A 16,376-nucleotide genomic window follows, 5' to 3' on the forward strand; every position below is an offset into this window, starting at 1 on the left:
TCTTAAAATTTAGCATTAACACCAAGCGAGATTGTTCTGGCTTGTGGATATGTATAATTAAATTCGCGTATTCCGTTCATTCCTTTTGGACTTTTTTCTTTGTACCAATACGCGACATTAGTTGCATCTGCAAAAACGGCAAGTGTATCTAGAAATGTATTTTTAAGCGGTATATTATAGCTTAAATTAATATTACTCAATCTGATATAAGTCGCATCATAAACATATTTGCTGAGGTTTGCCACGATTGGAGTTGAAGTAACTGCCGGCTGTGACACAATGTCTCCAGGATTTCTCCAATGATCATTAGCATTAACAGAAAGGTTTCTGTTGAATGTATTTGAATATTTATCGATAAGAACATCTTTTGCTAAGAATTCACCGCCAATTTGAAAATCTCCCCTAAATGACAAAACAAGATTGCTGTAAAAAGAAAAACTATTGTAAAATCCTCCAAAAGCATCCGGTTGTCTGTCTCCAATTGGTTCCCAATCTGCGATAGTATACAATGATCTATAAGTCATAATATCGTAGATTTTGCCGTTTTTCTGTACCAAGTCTCTTCCAGTTGCAGGATCAACGCCAACCCAGTTTAATCCCCAAATGGTAGTGGTGCTGTAGCCTATTTTTTGTGCAAGCGCCATTTCGGCTTGAGAATAATCACTTCCTAAACCTTTTAATTCTGTTACTTTATTTTCTATTGTAGAAATATTAAAAGCCGTAGTCCATTTAAAAGCATCACTTTTAATCCATTTAATTCGGGTTGAAAATTCAAAACCTTTATTATACATGGTTGCCGCATTTAATTGAAGAGAATTATAACCAGTTTCAGTAGGAATATCTCGTATTGCAATCAAATCGCTCAAATTATTATAATAGTATTCAACAGAAAATTCTAGACGTTTAAAAATATTAAAATCGATTCCGCCGTTGAATTTTATGTTTTTTTCCCAGCTTAAATCTCCATTTGGAGCTGTGTTCGGAACTGCGCCGTCTAGACCATTATAACCATTTTGATGAATTGTGTATAAACCTTTAGATCTATAAGAACCAATTCTTGAATTTCCTGTAGAACCGTAACTGGTTTTCAATTTTAAGAAATCAATCCAAGAATTAGAATTAAGAAAATTTTCATTACTTATAATCCAGCTTGCACCTGCGCCGCCATTGTAAGCAACATTGCTGTCAACACCAAAAACAGAACTTTCGTCGCGACGGAAATTAGCTAAAAAGTAATAGCGCTTTTTATAATTGTAATTTACTTGAGCAAATGCCGAAACTCTCGAATTATTGCTTATATCATTTCCAAATGTTTGATTGTTTTTTGATTCATCTTCCGGCGTATTTGGGTTATCATCCATAACAGCATCCGAAATAGCATTAACTTGATTTGGATTCACAAAACCCACAGCTGATTTATAATTAAAATTGGTTTTATCCTCAGCAAGTTCAAAACCTAAAACTCCATCAATACCATGGCTTTCAGTAAGCTGTTTCTCGAACAAAAGTTGTCCCTGCCAGTTCCATTTTGTAGAATTTCGTTGGTTTATAAGACGGCGTCCCCATCTAGGATAATCAATACCATTCAACTTAAAAGTATTCAAAAATTGTCCGCTTTCATTTTCAGCAGAATAGTAGCGATCCTGTTCTTTATCTGTATAATCAATACCAAAAAGAGTAGAGAACTTTATCGCTTTGTTAAGCTGATAAGAAACATTTAAACTGCTTAAAAGACCGTAAGTATTAGTTTCATTTTTATTTTGTTCAATTGCCGCCAGAGGATTTCCTCTGGTAATTCCGCTTGAGCCTAAAAAAGAGTAAGAACCATCTGCGTTATAAGGAGACAGAGTAGGAAGGTAAGCAAATGAATAAAAGATATTTGGAGCGTGCTGCTGTACAAAACTTGGATTAAGCATTAAGCTTACATTTAGATTTTTATGGTGAAAACCTAAATTAATTCCTGCATTTAATTGTTTCGTATCATTACCCAATTGAGGTTCATCAATTTTGGTATAACTCACATTAGTGCGGTATGAAAATTTTGAAGTTGAACCTGAAACATTAAAGTTGTATTTATTGTAAACACCAGTTCTGTTCAATAAACTAAACCAATCTGTGTTTACCCCGTTATAAGGTGTTAAAGCACTTCCTGGTGAAGTATTTTTTATAAACTCATTACGCAGTTCAGTATACTGCTCGCCATTTAAATATTTAATTTGATTAATGGCTGACGAAATACCAAGCTGATTTGAGAATCCAAATTGTGTTTTTCCCTTTTTTCCTTTTTTAGTTGTAATTAAAATTACGCCATTTGCACCATCAGCACCATAAATACCAACTGCAGCGGCATCTTTTAAAACCGAAATACTTTCTATATTCTCTGGAGCAATCTTCATTAACGGGTTAGAAAATGTTTCTGTAGCATCTCCATTTCCACTAAAAAAAGTACTGTCTAAACCAAATTCTTCGCTCATAACAACACCATCAACAATAAAAAGAGGCTGTGTAGAAGTTCCAGTTCTAGCATTTGTAAAAGAAGGCAGAGTACCTTGTCCGCGGATATTAATTTTTACAGGACCTCCAACTCCTGTTGTATTTTCAACCAAAACTCCTGCAATTTGCCCCGTAATCATTTTATCAACAGATTCAGAAGCTTGTTCAACCGCAATATCTTTTGCGTTCAAAGTAGAGATACTTCCCACGATTTCCTCTTTTAACTTTGTTGTACCGTATGATGAGGTAATAATAACCGGATTCAGCTCATCAGTAGTTTCTTGAAGGTGAAAAACAAATTGCTTTTTATTGTCCGCTTTTTGCGATTGCGTTTCCATACCCAAAAAGCCAACTTCAAGAACAAGATCATTGATATTATTTCCTTTTAACAGATAAACAAATTTTCCATTAAAGTCAGTAATAGCTCCCATTCCAGTTCCTTTAATGCGTATAGTTGCACCCGGAAGCGGTAGTTTGTCTTTTGCATTATAAACCGTACCGCTAATAAATCTTTCTGTTTCCTGCGTATTTGCAGTAACGTCAGGAACAGCTTTCGTTAATAAAACCTGTTTTTTCTGAATGTAGAAAGAAATATTTTTATCCTTCAATAACAGTTTCAAAGTGGTTTCAAGAGACGCATTATTGACATCTAAATCAGCCAGCTGATCAGCATCTATTTTTCGTGCATTATAAATTATTCTAAAATCAGTCTGCTCTTCAATCGATTTGATAATTAGGCTTATAGGTTTGTTTTTTACATGTAACGTTATTAATTTATTTTGAGAAAATCCTTTAAATCCAGATATAAGTATGGCTAAGAAAAATAGAATTTTTCTTAAAACGGGTTGTATCGTAAATGTCATGTTTATTTATTTATCGAGGATTGGTAATGGTAATGGTTTTTTGTTCAATTGAATAATTAAAAGGCGTGTCACGTTTTAGAAGATCTAAAATGTTCTCGACACTCGATTCGCTGATTTTTATAGTACCAGTAAAATTCTGTCTGGCCAAGTCAGAATTTTCATTGATAATCTCAACGTCATAGGTACGTTGAATAATCTTTGCGATTGTAGAAAATGGGGTGTCTTTAAACACTAATTCACCTTTTGTCCAGGCTGAGTAAAAGGCAGGATCAACATTTTTTAAAGTAATTTTTTTTGCATTATGCTGCCAAGTAGCCATTTGGTTTGGCTCAAGTAAAACAACATTTGCAGGATTTGCAGTTTCAAACATTTCAATGCTCCCTTCTATCAAAGTACTGTTAATAGTTGGGTTTTCTGGATAAGCGCTGATATTAAATTTTGTACCAAGAACCTTAATATCAACCTGATTAGCGTTTACAATAAACGGATGCTCCTTGTCTTTGGCAACATCAAAAAAAGCTTCACCAGTTAAATAAACATTTCTATTACCGTTGATGCCAAACTGCTGTGGATAACGCAAAGTACTTCCTGCATTTAAATTCACAATTGTACCATCTGAAAGTTTAAGTTTGAATCGTTTTCCGTACGGAATCGTAAGTGTGTTATAAACCACTTTTTCATCAGAAGTTTTACCAAAATAAATGATTTCGTCAGGAAATTTTCTAGCCACTAAATCTCCTTTATCATTTAAAAGTGTAGTTTGATTTTTCTCAGAAAAATATTCTAAACGGCCGTCGCCAAGTTCTAGAACAATCTCTTTTGAAGTTTTAGAAGTATTAGTTAATAATAAAAATGTCGTTCCTAATCCTAAAAGAACTAAAAATACTGCAGCATAACTTAAGTATTGCCTCAGTCTGTTTTTTGGTTTCATTTGAATTACAGAAACAGCATCAGTTGCAGCGACGTTTGATAAGCCGGAAAGAACCCAAGCTTTTTTTGCGGCGATAAATTGTTTTTTGTTTTCGGCAGAAGCTTCAATCCATTCAAAAAGTGCCTGAACTTCTTGCTCTGAAGCTTCGTTAGAAAGGTATTTATTTATTATTTCTGATGTCATATTTAAATATTAAACTTCTGGTTATAGTAAGTACACCTCAGAAATAAAAAACCCTACCTTTTATTCTTAATTATTATAAATAAGGATAAAAATAAGAAATAAATAATCGGATAGTTTTGTTTTTAAAATCTTCAAAGCCTTTGTCATGTGGGCTTCAACAGCTTTTAAAGTAACTTGCATTTCTTCGGCGATTTCTGCATTTTTTTTATTCTCAAAGCGTTTTTTTATAAAAACTTCTCTGGTTTTAGGAGGAAGATCATTAATCGATTCTTGAATTATATGTTCGAGTTCAGTCAATTCTAAAGTATCAAACTGAAGCGAATTTAAAACCTCAATATCCAGTTCTCTCTCTTTATAGTTCAATAAATCATTCTTAAACTTATCCTTTACCTTGTTATGACGAATTAAATTCAAACATTTAGATTTGGCGTAAGTAAACAAAAAAGCCTGAATTCCGTTGATAGAATCTACGCTTTCTCTATTTTGCCACAAATGAAGTAAAGCTTCTTGCGCAAGGTTTTCAGCTTCGTCTGAGTCGTAAATAAATTGAACACTAAAAGATTGAATTCGTCTGAAATACTTGTCGTAGAAAAATTTAAACGCAGTTTCATCACCTTCCTTAAAGGACAGGAATAGATTTAATTCGAAACTGGTATTATTGTTCATTAAACGAAATTTACTTTGAAAAAGCAATATTAAGTAAATTTTGAAAAGTACTTCGATTTGCTAAGAAAGCGGCAAATATAAAAGTTTATTTATATTAATTCTAAATAAAATTCAAATAAAGATTAATTCGAATGTTTTTATTCAGAATAGGTTTAGAAAGTTTTATTTAAGACAAAGTAATGTCATTTCGACCAAAGGGAGAAATCACACAAATATATCTACAAAGTTTTGGCAGCAATAGCAACGGAATTTTTAGTGTGATTTCTCCTTCGTCGAAATGGCAAATCTATGAGTTTAATAAATTCGCAATCCCGACAGCTGTCGGGATTGCGAATTTTGCAGTCAAAAAAACGTAAGGATTAAATGACCTTACGTTTAAAATTCCTCCATCCAAAACCAATCAGCAGTAAATTAAAAAGCAATAAGGGTAAAAACGCTTTTACAAAACTAGTTTCAGAGTTATCATTAAAAGTTTCAACTTTAAAATTCTCCCATTTTTCCTGATTAACCGGAGCATTGTCAAATATTTTTGGATAGAAATATAAACGCAGCTTTTCATGAAATTGTGTCGTTTCTTTTAAAAATAAAAGCTGATTTCGTAAATCTGATTTTGCAATTTCATTCAACTGAATTTGAGTATGAAGCGTTGGAATAAACTGTGCAATAAATTCGCCGGCATTATTGCGCTGCTGCAGTTTAGTTTCTAATTCTTTTGAATGAACAGCAGATTCATCGTCACCCATTTGCTGCATTGCATAATACCAAAGCCAGCTGAATTCCTTATCAGGCAAAGGATAATTTTTAAACTGCGGATAATGTTTGTAGAATTTATCCAACGTTTCCTGCTTGTCCATATCCCATTTTTCGTGGTAAGCATTTCTCTGCGTAAGCGTTAATTCTAAAGCCTCAGGAACTTTGTATTTATTGATAATGTACGTATTAATTCCAGCAGGAAGAATTATAATCAAGAATAACCAAATCGTCAATAGAATGACCGCATTGAAGTTTGAGTTTTTTTGCAGCGAAACAATAAAAAAACAAATGGCAAACCAAAATAATAAGTACAAAACAGAAAGTCCGTAAAATACCATAAACGATTTGTCAATTGGAATTTGTAAAAAGATAACCGCTGCCAAAAGAATCAAAGTCAGAAGTCCAATTAAAATTAAAATTCGGATGTAGAATAGTTTCAAGATGTATAAAAAGGTATTTGGACTCTGTGTCGCTACAATTTTCCAAGTTCCAGATTCTTTTTCTTCAGAAATAATATTATATGAAAAAGCGATTATCAAAAGCGGAAATAAATACAAAAGCACAAAACTAAAATCGATATTTCCGGCTAAAAGATTGCTCGGATTATTAAGTTCTGAATCGTATTTCTGAGCTTCGAGACCACGAATAGTAACGCTTTGAATAGACGGATTTACATCGCGTTGTCCAATTGATAAACTGTTTATAGGCAGTGTTTTATTAACCAGCGAAAACTTGATGTAGTAGAGCAGAAGTCCAATTTCGTCTTTATGAAAAGCGGCATTTCTCGCTATATGTTCCTTTTGGTAAATTGCCGCTTCAGTAATATTATTCTGTTGTTTTTCCTGAAACTGATGTCCAATTAAAAGACTTATAAAGCCAATTGCGAGTAAAAAAAGCAATCCAATTTTGGTGCCTTTCGAACGTATGAAATTTTTAAATAAGAGTACTAACATATTAAATGGCTTTTAGGTTTTTAGCAGCAATTCTGATCAAAATAAACAACAGAATTACCCACAAAAGAATAGAAATAACAGAGGCGATTTCGGTTTTTAAAACCTCCCAGATGCTTTTAGGTTCATAATGAAATTCTTCAACATCAGCCCAATGTTCCTTACCAATTGTTAAAGGTTTATCGTTAGGCTGCGGTTTTTTATTGCTGATGTATTTTATTTGTAAAGCATTCATTTTTTGTGCCATTTCATAACGATATTTCTCGGCTTGTTTTTGAAAATCGATGTACGAATCATAATCTGTATTTGATAATCCCATCGATAGATTTTTCATTGCGATGTAGGGATTTAGGAACGAAACAGCTTTAGAAAAACTATTTTGCTCAGCATAAATTTGCAGAAGATTTTCTAAATGTTTATTGTAAATATTTGAGCTGATTTTTTCGCCCTCAGTCATAATAAAACCAGAATAATTAAACGGAAGCTTTTGTACGGAATCGACTTTGTAAACTCTCAATAAAGAATCTTTTATAGCCTTGTAATGCACATCGTTTGGATTATGACTGTCGCCTTGTTTCAAAATGTCTTTTTCGATATCGCTGTTAAACTGAATTTTTGAAGGTGCTTCATACAAATACGCTCCAATTGCCTGAGTTGTTCTTGGCAGAATAATGGTAAAAATCAACCAGATTCCAATTAAAGAAACCAACGCTTTTTTTGATGTTTTGCTTGAAGCCGAAATCAAAACGGCAGCAACACAAAAGAACATCAGATAAATAAAATGGAATGCAATAAACAACAGCATTTTAATTGATTCATCTGTCGAAATGGAGAAGTTTTGAAGCAGTAACCAAATCAAAACCAAAACAATAATAGTTGGAACAAAAAGCAGCATAACGACGCTTGCAATGCCTAGGATTTTACCAAACAAAAGTTGTTTCCAGCTGATTCCTTGACTTAAAAGGATTTTTAAAGTCCCGTTTTCCCTTTCGTAAGCCACAGAATTAAATCCAATAAAAAAGATCAACAACGGAAGCAAGACCTGCAAAACCATTGCAATACTGATTTCGCCAAAGCGAAGCATACTGTTTGAGAATCCTGCTTCAGAGAAATTAGCCGTATTTTGTTTGTGGGCTTCAAGGAAAATCGCATTTCCAAAAAACGGTTCCATTCCAAATTCGAAAACACTTAAAGACGTACTTTTTCGAAAAGCAAAATTACCGTAATGCGCCATTCTATGCGGATTTTTATCTGGATTTTTCAACCAGTCTTCGCGGGATTCATGCTGATATTTTTCGCTGGTTTCGTTTTGACTTTTGTAATTGTCCCAGCCGGAAAACGCTGCAAATAGGAGCAGAGCACCAATAAAAAGTGTAATTACATATATTGCAGCGTTTTTAAAAACAGAGTTCTTAAAATGTTTAGCAATAAGTATTTCGGGGTGTAATAATTTCATGTTAATTAAAATTTACCTGTTGAGTGTAATGTTTAAACACATAGAAACATAGCTTTTGGTTGATTTTTACAAGGCGTTTCATTTGTATAAATTCATATAACTATGTGTTAGAAACTAGTTTCTTTCAATTATCTTTTTTAGAAAAAAAATCTATGTTTCTATGTGTTTAAATGTTTCTCACTTCAACGAATTAAAATTTATAAGTTACAGTAAGGCTTGCATTTCTAGGACTTCCCGGAAACAAACGCAAATAATTCTGCGCACCAAGCCAATAGGTTTTGTTTAATAAATTGCCAGCATTTACAGCAATCTGTACATTACTTTTACTTGGTTTATAAAACAAAGCAGCATCAAAAATGGTAAAATCAGGAAGTGTAAAATCTCTTGTAAACCAAGGCACTTTACTGCTTTGGTATTGAACTCCAAAACCAATTCCGAGATCTTTTAAAACAGAGTCAGAAGCAAAGTTGTAACGGGTCCATAAATTGGCGCTGTTTTTTGGTGTATTCTGTTTTCTGGCACCAATTAATGCTGGATTATTGTCTTGAATAATTTCGGCATCGATATAACTATACGAAACATTAATCTGCCAGTCAGCCGTAATATATCCGGCAAGATCACACTCAAAACCACGGCTTCGTTCAGCACCTCTTGTCACCAATAAATCGGGATTTGCAGGATCATTGGCATTCATTAAAATATTACGCTGATTGATTTCATAAATCGCGGCGTTGAAACTCATCGAATTATTTAAAAAAGTCATTTTTACACCTGCTTCTTTCAAATCACTTTCAAGAGGATCAAATAAACTTCCGGCAGGCAAAGTTCCTGTTTGCGGCATTAAAGTTACCGTATTTGACTGTGGCTGATAACCTTCAAGATAAGTTGTATAAACATTAATTGCATCGTTTACCGCATACGTTATACCAACTCTTGGCAATAAAGCGGATTTCTTTACTTTTAATTCTTTACTGGTGTCATAATTGGTAATGTCTTCAAACCATTCATTTCGCAGTCCCAATAAAAAAGTAAATTTTTCCCATTGTATTTGATCTTGAATATAAACCGCATTTGTAGTTGTTAAGGCAGATGGCAGAGCGGTTCTAACATTTAAAGTATAATCGTTAGGACTTGTGATTTTATAAGTCGGATTGCCCAAATTAAAATATTCAACATTTGGTTTAGGCATCACTACGCCGTCAATGGTAACCGTTTGATAATTTGCTGCATTTGCTGCGACAAAAGAACCTGTAACTGTTCCGTCTTTCAACAAATAACCTCTTGCTGCATTTTGTCCGCCGCCTTTATTTTTGTTCCAGCTGCTTAAATCATAACCCGTTAGTAGTTTGTGATTTAATTTTCCAGTTTTTAAATTAAAATTAAAATAAGTACTTAAGTTGTCGATATCCCAATTTTGCTGACGCTGCACAAATTGCATCATAGCCAGATTGGTAACAGGTTTATTGTTCATATCAACCGCAAAAGCATTTGTAGTTCTATGTTCCTGAAGATCTTCTGTCCATGTTTGTTTCATATAAACAGCATTAAAACCAATTTTTGAACTGAATTTATGAGCAAAATTGGTTGTCAAGATCATTTCTTTCGATTTAAAAAAATCACTCGGCGCGCCAAGATTTAAGCTTATCGGAGTTTTGTTTAAACTGGTTTTTCCTGCAACAGCGCCAAAAATCGGCTGACCTCTGTCTAGAATTCCGGTCATATTGCTTAAAATCAATTCCGTATTAATAGCTGTTTTTTCATTTGGGATATAGCTGAAAGAAGGAGAGAATAAAAACGATTTGTTGTTAACTAAATCACGAAATGATTTTGCTTGCTGATAGGCGCCGTTTACACGATATAAAAGCGTTTTGGATTCGTTTAATGGACCTGTAAAATCCAAAGTTCCTCGTAAAGTGCTGAAACTTCCAACGCTCAAACTAACTTCTTTTCTATCTATTGCCAATGGTTTTTTTGTTACTAAATTGATGCTTCCGCCCGGATCTACAGATGAAAATGTTGCACTCGACGGACCTTTAATAACTTCAACACGTTCGATATTACTCGTTAAAGGCTGTAAAAAGTAGTATTGGCGTGTTCGCATTCCGTTAACAATTTGACCTTCTTCATTTTGACTGATTCCTCGAATGGTATATTGATTGTAATAACTCGCAGGAATAACGCCGCTTGACATTTTTACTGCATCGGCTAGATAAAATGCAGCTTTATCCGCAATTAATTCTTTGGTTATTGTCGAAATAGACTGCGGAATATCTTTGTTTAAAGCAGCAATTTTTGTTGCAGCAAACGAGTAATCGCTGTTGTATTTTTTGGTCGATCGACCTACAATTTCAACCGTTTGCAACTCATTTCGTTTGATAGAATCCGGAGCGATTGTGTCTTTTGATCTCCTGTTAACCGTTTGAGATTGTATATAATGTGTGCCAATTATTAAAAATAAAAGGCTGAATAAATGTTTCATTTTTTTGCTTTAATGGAAATTTCATTTCCTTTTATACCGTTTGTAAATACAGATTTTCAAGTTCATTTGCAGAGATTTTGTCAGCTTCGATTACCGTAACTAAGTTTCCCTGTTTCATGATTCCAATGTGCGAAGCCACTTCTCTGGCTCTAAAAATGTCGTGTGTAGCCATTAAAATAGCAGTTCCATCAGCAGAAAGTTCTTTTAAAATCTGCGAAAATTCATTAGAAGCCTTTGGATCCAAACCGCTCGTAGGTTCATCTAACAAAAGCACTTTTGCTTTTTTGGCAATGGCAATAGCGATTCCAACTTTCTGACGCATTCCTTTAGAATAACCTCCTAAATCTTTGTTGTGCGCCGCGGCTTGCAAACCGGCTTTTGTTAAAAAATATGTCAATTCTCCGGCAGAATATTTGAATCCTGCCAGCGACGAAAAGAACTTTAGGTTTTCTAAACCGCTTAGATTAGGATATAGCATAACCGTTTCAGGAATATAGGCTACGTGTTTTTTTGTTTCCTGCGTATTTTCTGTAACCGAAATATTATTGATTCGCAGCTCGCCGTCTGTAGGTTCAATAAATCCAAGAAAAAGATTAATTGTTGTTGTTTTCCCTGCACCATTTTGACCTAAAAGAGCAAAAATTTCACCCTCTTTTATAGTTAGATTTAATTTGTTCAAAGCAATATTGTCACCATATTTTTTGGTAAGATTCTCAGCTGTCAGCATAATTTTTAATGTATTTTGGTAAGGTTTTAATTATTGATATAGAAATTTCAGGCTGTTACAGGTTTGTAAAAGCTTGATCTTTAGTTTTTAAAAGGAATCGAGAAAGAGTTTACTGAAATTAAGTATTCATTTATCCGAACTGATTTTAGAACAAAACAGTTCAAATAAAAAATCATAATAAAACACGATTTTGCTTATTTACAGTGAAATAGGCATTGCGCAATTTTAAAATTGTGACGAATAAATTTGGTAAACTAAAGTAATGCGGGCGGCGCACGCAGGGCAAAAAGACTGCCTTTGAAAAATGTAGAAACAGTTTGAGAATAAACAAACTGATAAGATATTTCGACAGTTACTTTATGAAAAGATAAGGTCTGAAAAGAGTTTGGAATAAATGTACTAAATGCAAAATGACAAATAGAACAGTTTGTATCTACAGAATGGCTGTGTGTTATCTCATTTTGACCAGCACTATATTTGTGATCGCAATGTTTCTCCGATAATTGTTTAAAAACGTGTTCGTAGGAGTGAATAGTCTGAAACAGCATTGTAAACAATACAGTTAAAGATATTACGAAATTGACAACTACGACTTTCTTTCTCATTTAGTGGTATTTCTGTGCGCTATTTGTTAGTATCAGTAGTAAAAACAAGTAACGCAACAGTGTTGCAAATATAGTATCTTATTTGTTTTAATAAAAGATTATGAGAATTATTTAAACTATCCTGACTTATTTGGAGGTTTGATGTTGTTGTTTCTGTTTAAAATTTATGGTTTTAGGTGTTTTATGAATTAGTATTACCCATTTTTATCTCAAAAATAGATACGTATTATTCCTGTTAAAAGCATTAAAAAATGTTATATAATGCAGTTTTTGTTAGTCAGCCTGTTATATAATCCCTATTTTTACCTTACTAGGACATTTTTTAAGATTCATAAAATACATTTTTTATGATTTACTTTTCATCTTAATTAGGTCAATTTCTGTTAACGAGTTTCATACTCAATAAAAAAAATACATATGAAAATAGGATTAATCGGATTCGGAAAAACTGGAAAATCAGTAGCTTCAATACTATTAGAAAATAAAGGATTCTCTTTGGAATGGGTTTTAAGACAAAGTAAAGTTTTAGAACACAGATCAGTTCCAGAGTTTTTAGGAATTGAATCAGAAGAACCTGGATTAATCTATTCTAGTTCTAATACTGGTGTTGAAGAGCTGCTGGAGAAACATCCAGTAGATGTTATCATTGATTTTTCGTCAAGTGAGGGAATTTATACTTATGGAGAGTTTGCTGCGAATCGAAAAGTAAAAATCATTTCGGCAATCTCACATTATAAAGAGAAAGAATTAAAACTGCTAAAAAAATTAGCCAATAAAACCACTGTTTTTTGGTCGCCAAATATCACTTTAGGAGTGAACTATTTACTATTTGCGGCTAAATTTTTAAAGAAAATTGCGCCTTGGGTTGATATTGAAGTAAACGAAGAGCATTTTAAGAAAAAAGAAGGAACATCTGGAACTGCTGTAAAAATTGCAGAAGCCTTAGATATTGAAAAAGAAAATATAAATTCAGTTAGAGCAGGAGGAATAGTAGGAAAACACGAGGTTATTTTTGGATTTCCTTTCCAAACCGTGCGGTTAATTCATGAATCTATTTCAAGAGAAGCCTTTGGAAACGGAGTTGTTTTTGTAGCCGAGAATTTAAAAGACAAGAAAAAAGGTCTTTATAATTTTGAAGATATTTTGACGCCTTATTTTGCGGTATAATAGTTTTGTTACTGCAAAGGAACTTAGACGCTAAGTTTTGTATTAAAATATTGATTAAGCAGATTATTTGTCATTTCGACTGAAAGGAGAAATCGCACTAGTGAGTCAACAAAGATTGGCGATCATTGTTACGGCATTTCTAGTGCGATTTCTCCTTTCAGTCGAAATGACATATTTTTTATCCTATTAATCGGCGGCTTAAAAAAAAAAATTACATCAAAATTTATTTCCTCAAAAGTACAGCCTTGCTATATTCATAATTCATTTTTGCGATAGAAAGTACCGAAATTCCTTGTGGGCATTCGATTTCGCAGGCTCTTGTATCAGAGCAGTTTCCAAAACCTTCAGCGTCCATTTCTTTCACCATATTTAATACTCTTTTTGAAGCTTCTATTTTTCCTTGAGGAAGCAAAGCCAAATGAGTTATTTTGGCTCCGACAAATAAAGCTGCACTTGCATTTACGCAGGTAGCAACACAGGCACCGCAGCCAATACAGGCGGCAGCATCAAACGAAGCTTCGGCAGTTTCGTAAGATATTGGAATACTATTGGCTTCTGGCGCTTGACCAGTTGAGGCTCCAATAAATCCGCCAGAAGTTATAATAGAATCAAAAGCACTTCTATCGATTTTTAAATCTCGAAGCACTGGAAAAGCTTTTGCTCTAAAAGGTTCAATATAAATAGTTTCGCCATCTTTAAAGCTTCGCATATGAAGCTGGCAGGTTGTCGTATTTTTTAAAGGTCCGTGTGCACGTCCGTTAATCATAACACCGCACTGTCCGCAGATACCTTCTCTGCAGTCGTGATCAAATTCGATAACACGTTCTTTTTTCTGAATAAGCGATTCGTTCAAAAGATCAAGCATTTCTAGAAAAGACATATGCTCAGAAACACCGTCTATTTCATAATCTACGATTTCTCCTTTTGAGGAAGTATCAAACTGACGCCATATTTTTAAAAATAGTTTCATATGCCTTTAGTTTTTGTTTTAGTTTTTGATTTTTACGTAAAGCATTCTGTTTTCAGCTGCTTTTCACATTTCACAACTGACCATTTATTTATAACTTCTCACTGCAAGCTCTACAGATTCAAACACAAGAGGTTCTTTATGCAATTTCTGCGGATGATCTTTTCCTTGATATTCCCAAGCCGAAACATAACAGAAATCACTGTCATTACGAACTGCTTCACCTTCAGTAGTTTGATATTCTTCTCTAAAATGAGCTCCGCAGGATTCCTCTCTCTGTAAAGCATCATAACACATTAATTCAGCCAATTCTAAATAATCAGCAATACGGCCTGCCTTTTCTAATTCACTGTTAAGTGTATCGTCGCCTGTAATTAACAGGTCTTTTTCAAACGAAGCTTTTAATTTTTTGATTTCTATAATAGCCTCTTCAAGGTTTTCCTTGGTTCTAGAGAGACCGCATTTTTCATAAAGAAGCTTTCCGATAGTTTTATGAAAATAATCTGCACTGAGAGTTCCTTTACTGTTTAAAAATTTGTCTAATTGTGTTCGAACTGCTTTTTCGGCCTCTTCAAAAGCAGGATGATTTGTATCAAATTTAGGAACATTTAATTCTCCTGATAGATAATTCGGAATAGTATACGGTGCTATAAAATAACCATCGACGCAGGCTTGCAGCAATGAATTTGCGCCCAGTCTATTGGCTCCGTGATCAGAGAAATTAGCTTCACCTAAAGCAAATAATCCCGGAATTGTGGTCATTAATTCATAATCAACCCAAAGTCCGCCCATTGTAAAATGCGCTGCAGGAGAAATCAGCATTGGTTCTTTATAAGCATTGATTCCCGTAATTTTCTCGTACATCGCAAAAAGATTACTGTATTTTGCTTCTATACTATTTTTTCCCTGTGCTTTTATGGCATCAGAAAAATCGAGATAAATAGCATTTTTCATTGGTCCAACGCCATGTCCCGCGTCAATTCTTTCTTTTGCAGCACGTGACGAAATATCTCTCGGAGCTAAATTCCCGAAAGAGGGATAACGGCGTTCTAAATAGTAATCTCTTTCTTCTTCAGGAATTGTATTTGGATTTCGATCATCTGCGGCAGTTTTGGGAACCCAAATGCGTCCGTCATTACGCAGTGATTCCGACATTAAAGTAAGTTTGGATTGATTGGCGCCATGCTGAGGCAGAGAAGTTGGGTGAAACTGAATCCAGCTTACACCTGCCATATAAGCGCCTTTTTTATGTGCTCTCCAAATTGCAGAACTATTACAACCCATTGCCAATGTCGAAAGATAATATACTTTTCCGTAACCTCCAGAGGCTAAAACTACAGCATCTGCACTGTGACGTTCTAATGCTCCTGTTTCAAGATTTCGAGCAATAATTCCTTTTGCTTTTCCGTCAATAATGACCAAATCGAGCATTTCATGACGTGTGTATGTGGTGACTTTTCCTGTAGAAACTTGTCTCATTAAGGCTTGATAAGCACCCAATAAAAGCTGCTGACCTGTTTGTCCGCGGGCATAAAAAGTTCTTGAAACTTGAACACCTCCAAAAGATCTGTTGTTTAAATAACCGGCATATTCTCTCGCAAACGGCACGCCTTGTGCTACCGCGTGATCTATTAGAGCGGCAGAACATTCGGCTAAGCGGTAAACATTTGCTTCGCGAGATCTAAAATCACCGCCTTTGATAGTATCGTAGAACATTCTGAAAACGCTGTCACCATCATTTTTGTAGTTTTTGGCTGCGTTAACGCCGCCTTGTGCAGCTACAGAATGTGCTCTTCTTGCTGAATCTTGAAAACAAAACGATTTAATATTATAGCCTTGTTCTGCCAGTGATGCAGCGCAGGAAGCGCCAGCAAGCCCAGTTCCAACGACAATAACATTTAGTTTTTTTCGATTTGCAGGATTTACAAGCTTGGCTTTAGCTTTATAAGTATTCCATTTATCGGCAAGAGGGCCTTGAGGTATTTTTGAATCCATTATTTTTTTAATTTAAAATGAATAACTCGTAATAGAAGAATTTCTGCTAAAACTTAGAATACTAACAATTTGTAAGCTCTAATTTATAAATAATAATTAATATTCAAAAAAGTATTACAAGATTATTCTGTTTTTGATTTT

11 protein-coding genes are annotated in these 16,376 nt (G+C 34.1%); 1 reads left to right on the top strand and 10 read right to left on the bottom strand.

Annotated elements, in window-relative coordinates:
• Positions 1–2 precede the first annotated feature (2 nt).
• The 8 genes from NLG42_RS15195 to NLG42_RS15230 all read right to left on the bottom strand — a co-directional run bounded on the left by NLG42_RS15195 (position 3) and on the right by NLG42_RS15230 (position 12,106).
• A complete protein-coding gene (locus NLG42_RS15195; protein ID WP_257681467.1) occupies positions 3–3,356 on the bottom strand; it encodes a SusC/RagA family TonB-linked outer membrane protein in 3,354 nt (1,117 codons plus the stop codon).
• 10 nt (positions 3,357–3,366) lie between these two features.
• Positions 3,367–4,470 carry a FecR family protein gene (locus tag NLG42_RS15200; protein WP_257681468.1) on the bottom strand — a complete coding sequence of 368 codons (1,104 nt, stop codon included), beginning with the start codon at positions 4,468–4,470 and terminating at the stop codon, positions 3,367–3,369.
• A 66-nt stretch (positions 4,471–4,536) separates the two neighbouring features.
• Complete coding sequence (locus NLG42_RS15205; RefSeq protein WP_089055552.1) at positions 4,537–5,136, bottom strand: RNA polymerase sigma-70 factor; 600 nt, start codon at positions 5,134–5,136, stop codon at positions 4,537–4,539.
• 359 nt (positions 5,137–5,495) lie between these two features.
• Positions 5,496–6,842, bottom strand: a complete 1,347-nt coding sequence (locus NLG42_RS15210; RefSeq protein ID WP_257681469.1) for a DUF3526 domain-containing protein — start codon at positions 6,840–6,842, stop codon at positions 5,496–5,498.
• A gap of 1 nt (position 6,843) precedes the next feature.
• On the bottom strand, positions 6,844–8,295 hold the full coding sequence (locus tag NLG42_RS15215) for an ABC transporter permease (RefSeq protein ID WP_257681470.1): 1,452 nt from the start codon (positions 8,293–8,295) through the stop codon (positions 6,844–6,846).
• 190 nt (positions 8,296–8,485) lie between these two features.
• Positions 8,486–10,774, bottom strand: a complete 2,289-nt coding sequence (locus NLG42_RS15220; RefSeq protein WP_257681471.1) for a TonB-dependent siderophore receptor — start codon at positions 10,772–10,774, stop codon at positions 8,486–8,488.
• Positions 10,775–10,805: 31 nt separating this feature from the next.
• Positions 10,806–11,501: an ABC transporter ATP-binding protein gene (locus NLG42_RS15225; protein WP_089056709.1), complete on the bottom strand. Its 696-nt coding sequence runs from the start codon at positions 11,499–11,501 to the stop codon at positions 10,806–10,808.
• Between the two features lie 254 nt (positions 11,502–11,755).
• Positions 11,756–12,106: a hypothetical protein gene (locus NLG42_RS15230; RefSeq protein WP_257681472.1), complete on the bottom strand. Its 351-nt coding sequence runs from the start codon at positions 12,104–12,106 to the stop codon at positions 11,756–11,758.
• 417 nt (positions 12,107–12,523) lie between these two features.
• Between NLG42_RS15230 and NLG42_RS15235 the strand changes: the two genes are divergently transcribed.
• Complete coding sequence (locus NLG42_RS15235) at positions 12,524–13,273, top strand: 4-hydroxy-tetrahydrodipicolinate reductase (RefSeq protein WP_089056711.1); 750 nt, start codon at positions 12,524–12,526, stop codon at positions 13,271–13,273.
• 223 nt (positions 13,274–13,496) lie between these two features.
• On the opposite strand, the gene NLG42_RS15240 is transcribed toward NLG42_RS15235, so the two are convergent.
• Positions 13,497–14,243, bottom strand: a complete 747-nt coding sequence (locus NLG42_RS15240; RefSeq protein ID WP_089056712.1) for a succinate dehydrogenase/fumarate reductase iron-sulfur subunit — start codon at positions 14,241–14,243, stop codon at positions 13,497–13,499.
• Between the two features lie 84 nt (positions 14,244–14,327).
• A complete protein-coding gene (locus NLG42_RS15245; RefSeq protein ID WP_099718140.1) occupies positions 14,328–16,235 on the bottom strand; it encodes a fumarate reductase/succinate dehydrogenase flavoprotein subunit in 1,908 nt (635 codons plus the stop codon).
• Positions 16,236–16,376: the final 141 nt, after the last annotated feature.

It is taken from the genome of Flavobacterium plurextorum, assembly GCF_024638035.1.
GTDB classification, from domain to species: domain Bacteria; phylum Bacteroidota; class Bacteroidia; order Flavobacteriales; family Flavobacteriaceae; genus Flavobacterium; species Flavobacterium plurextorum.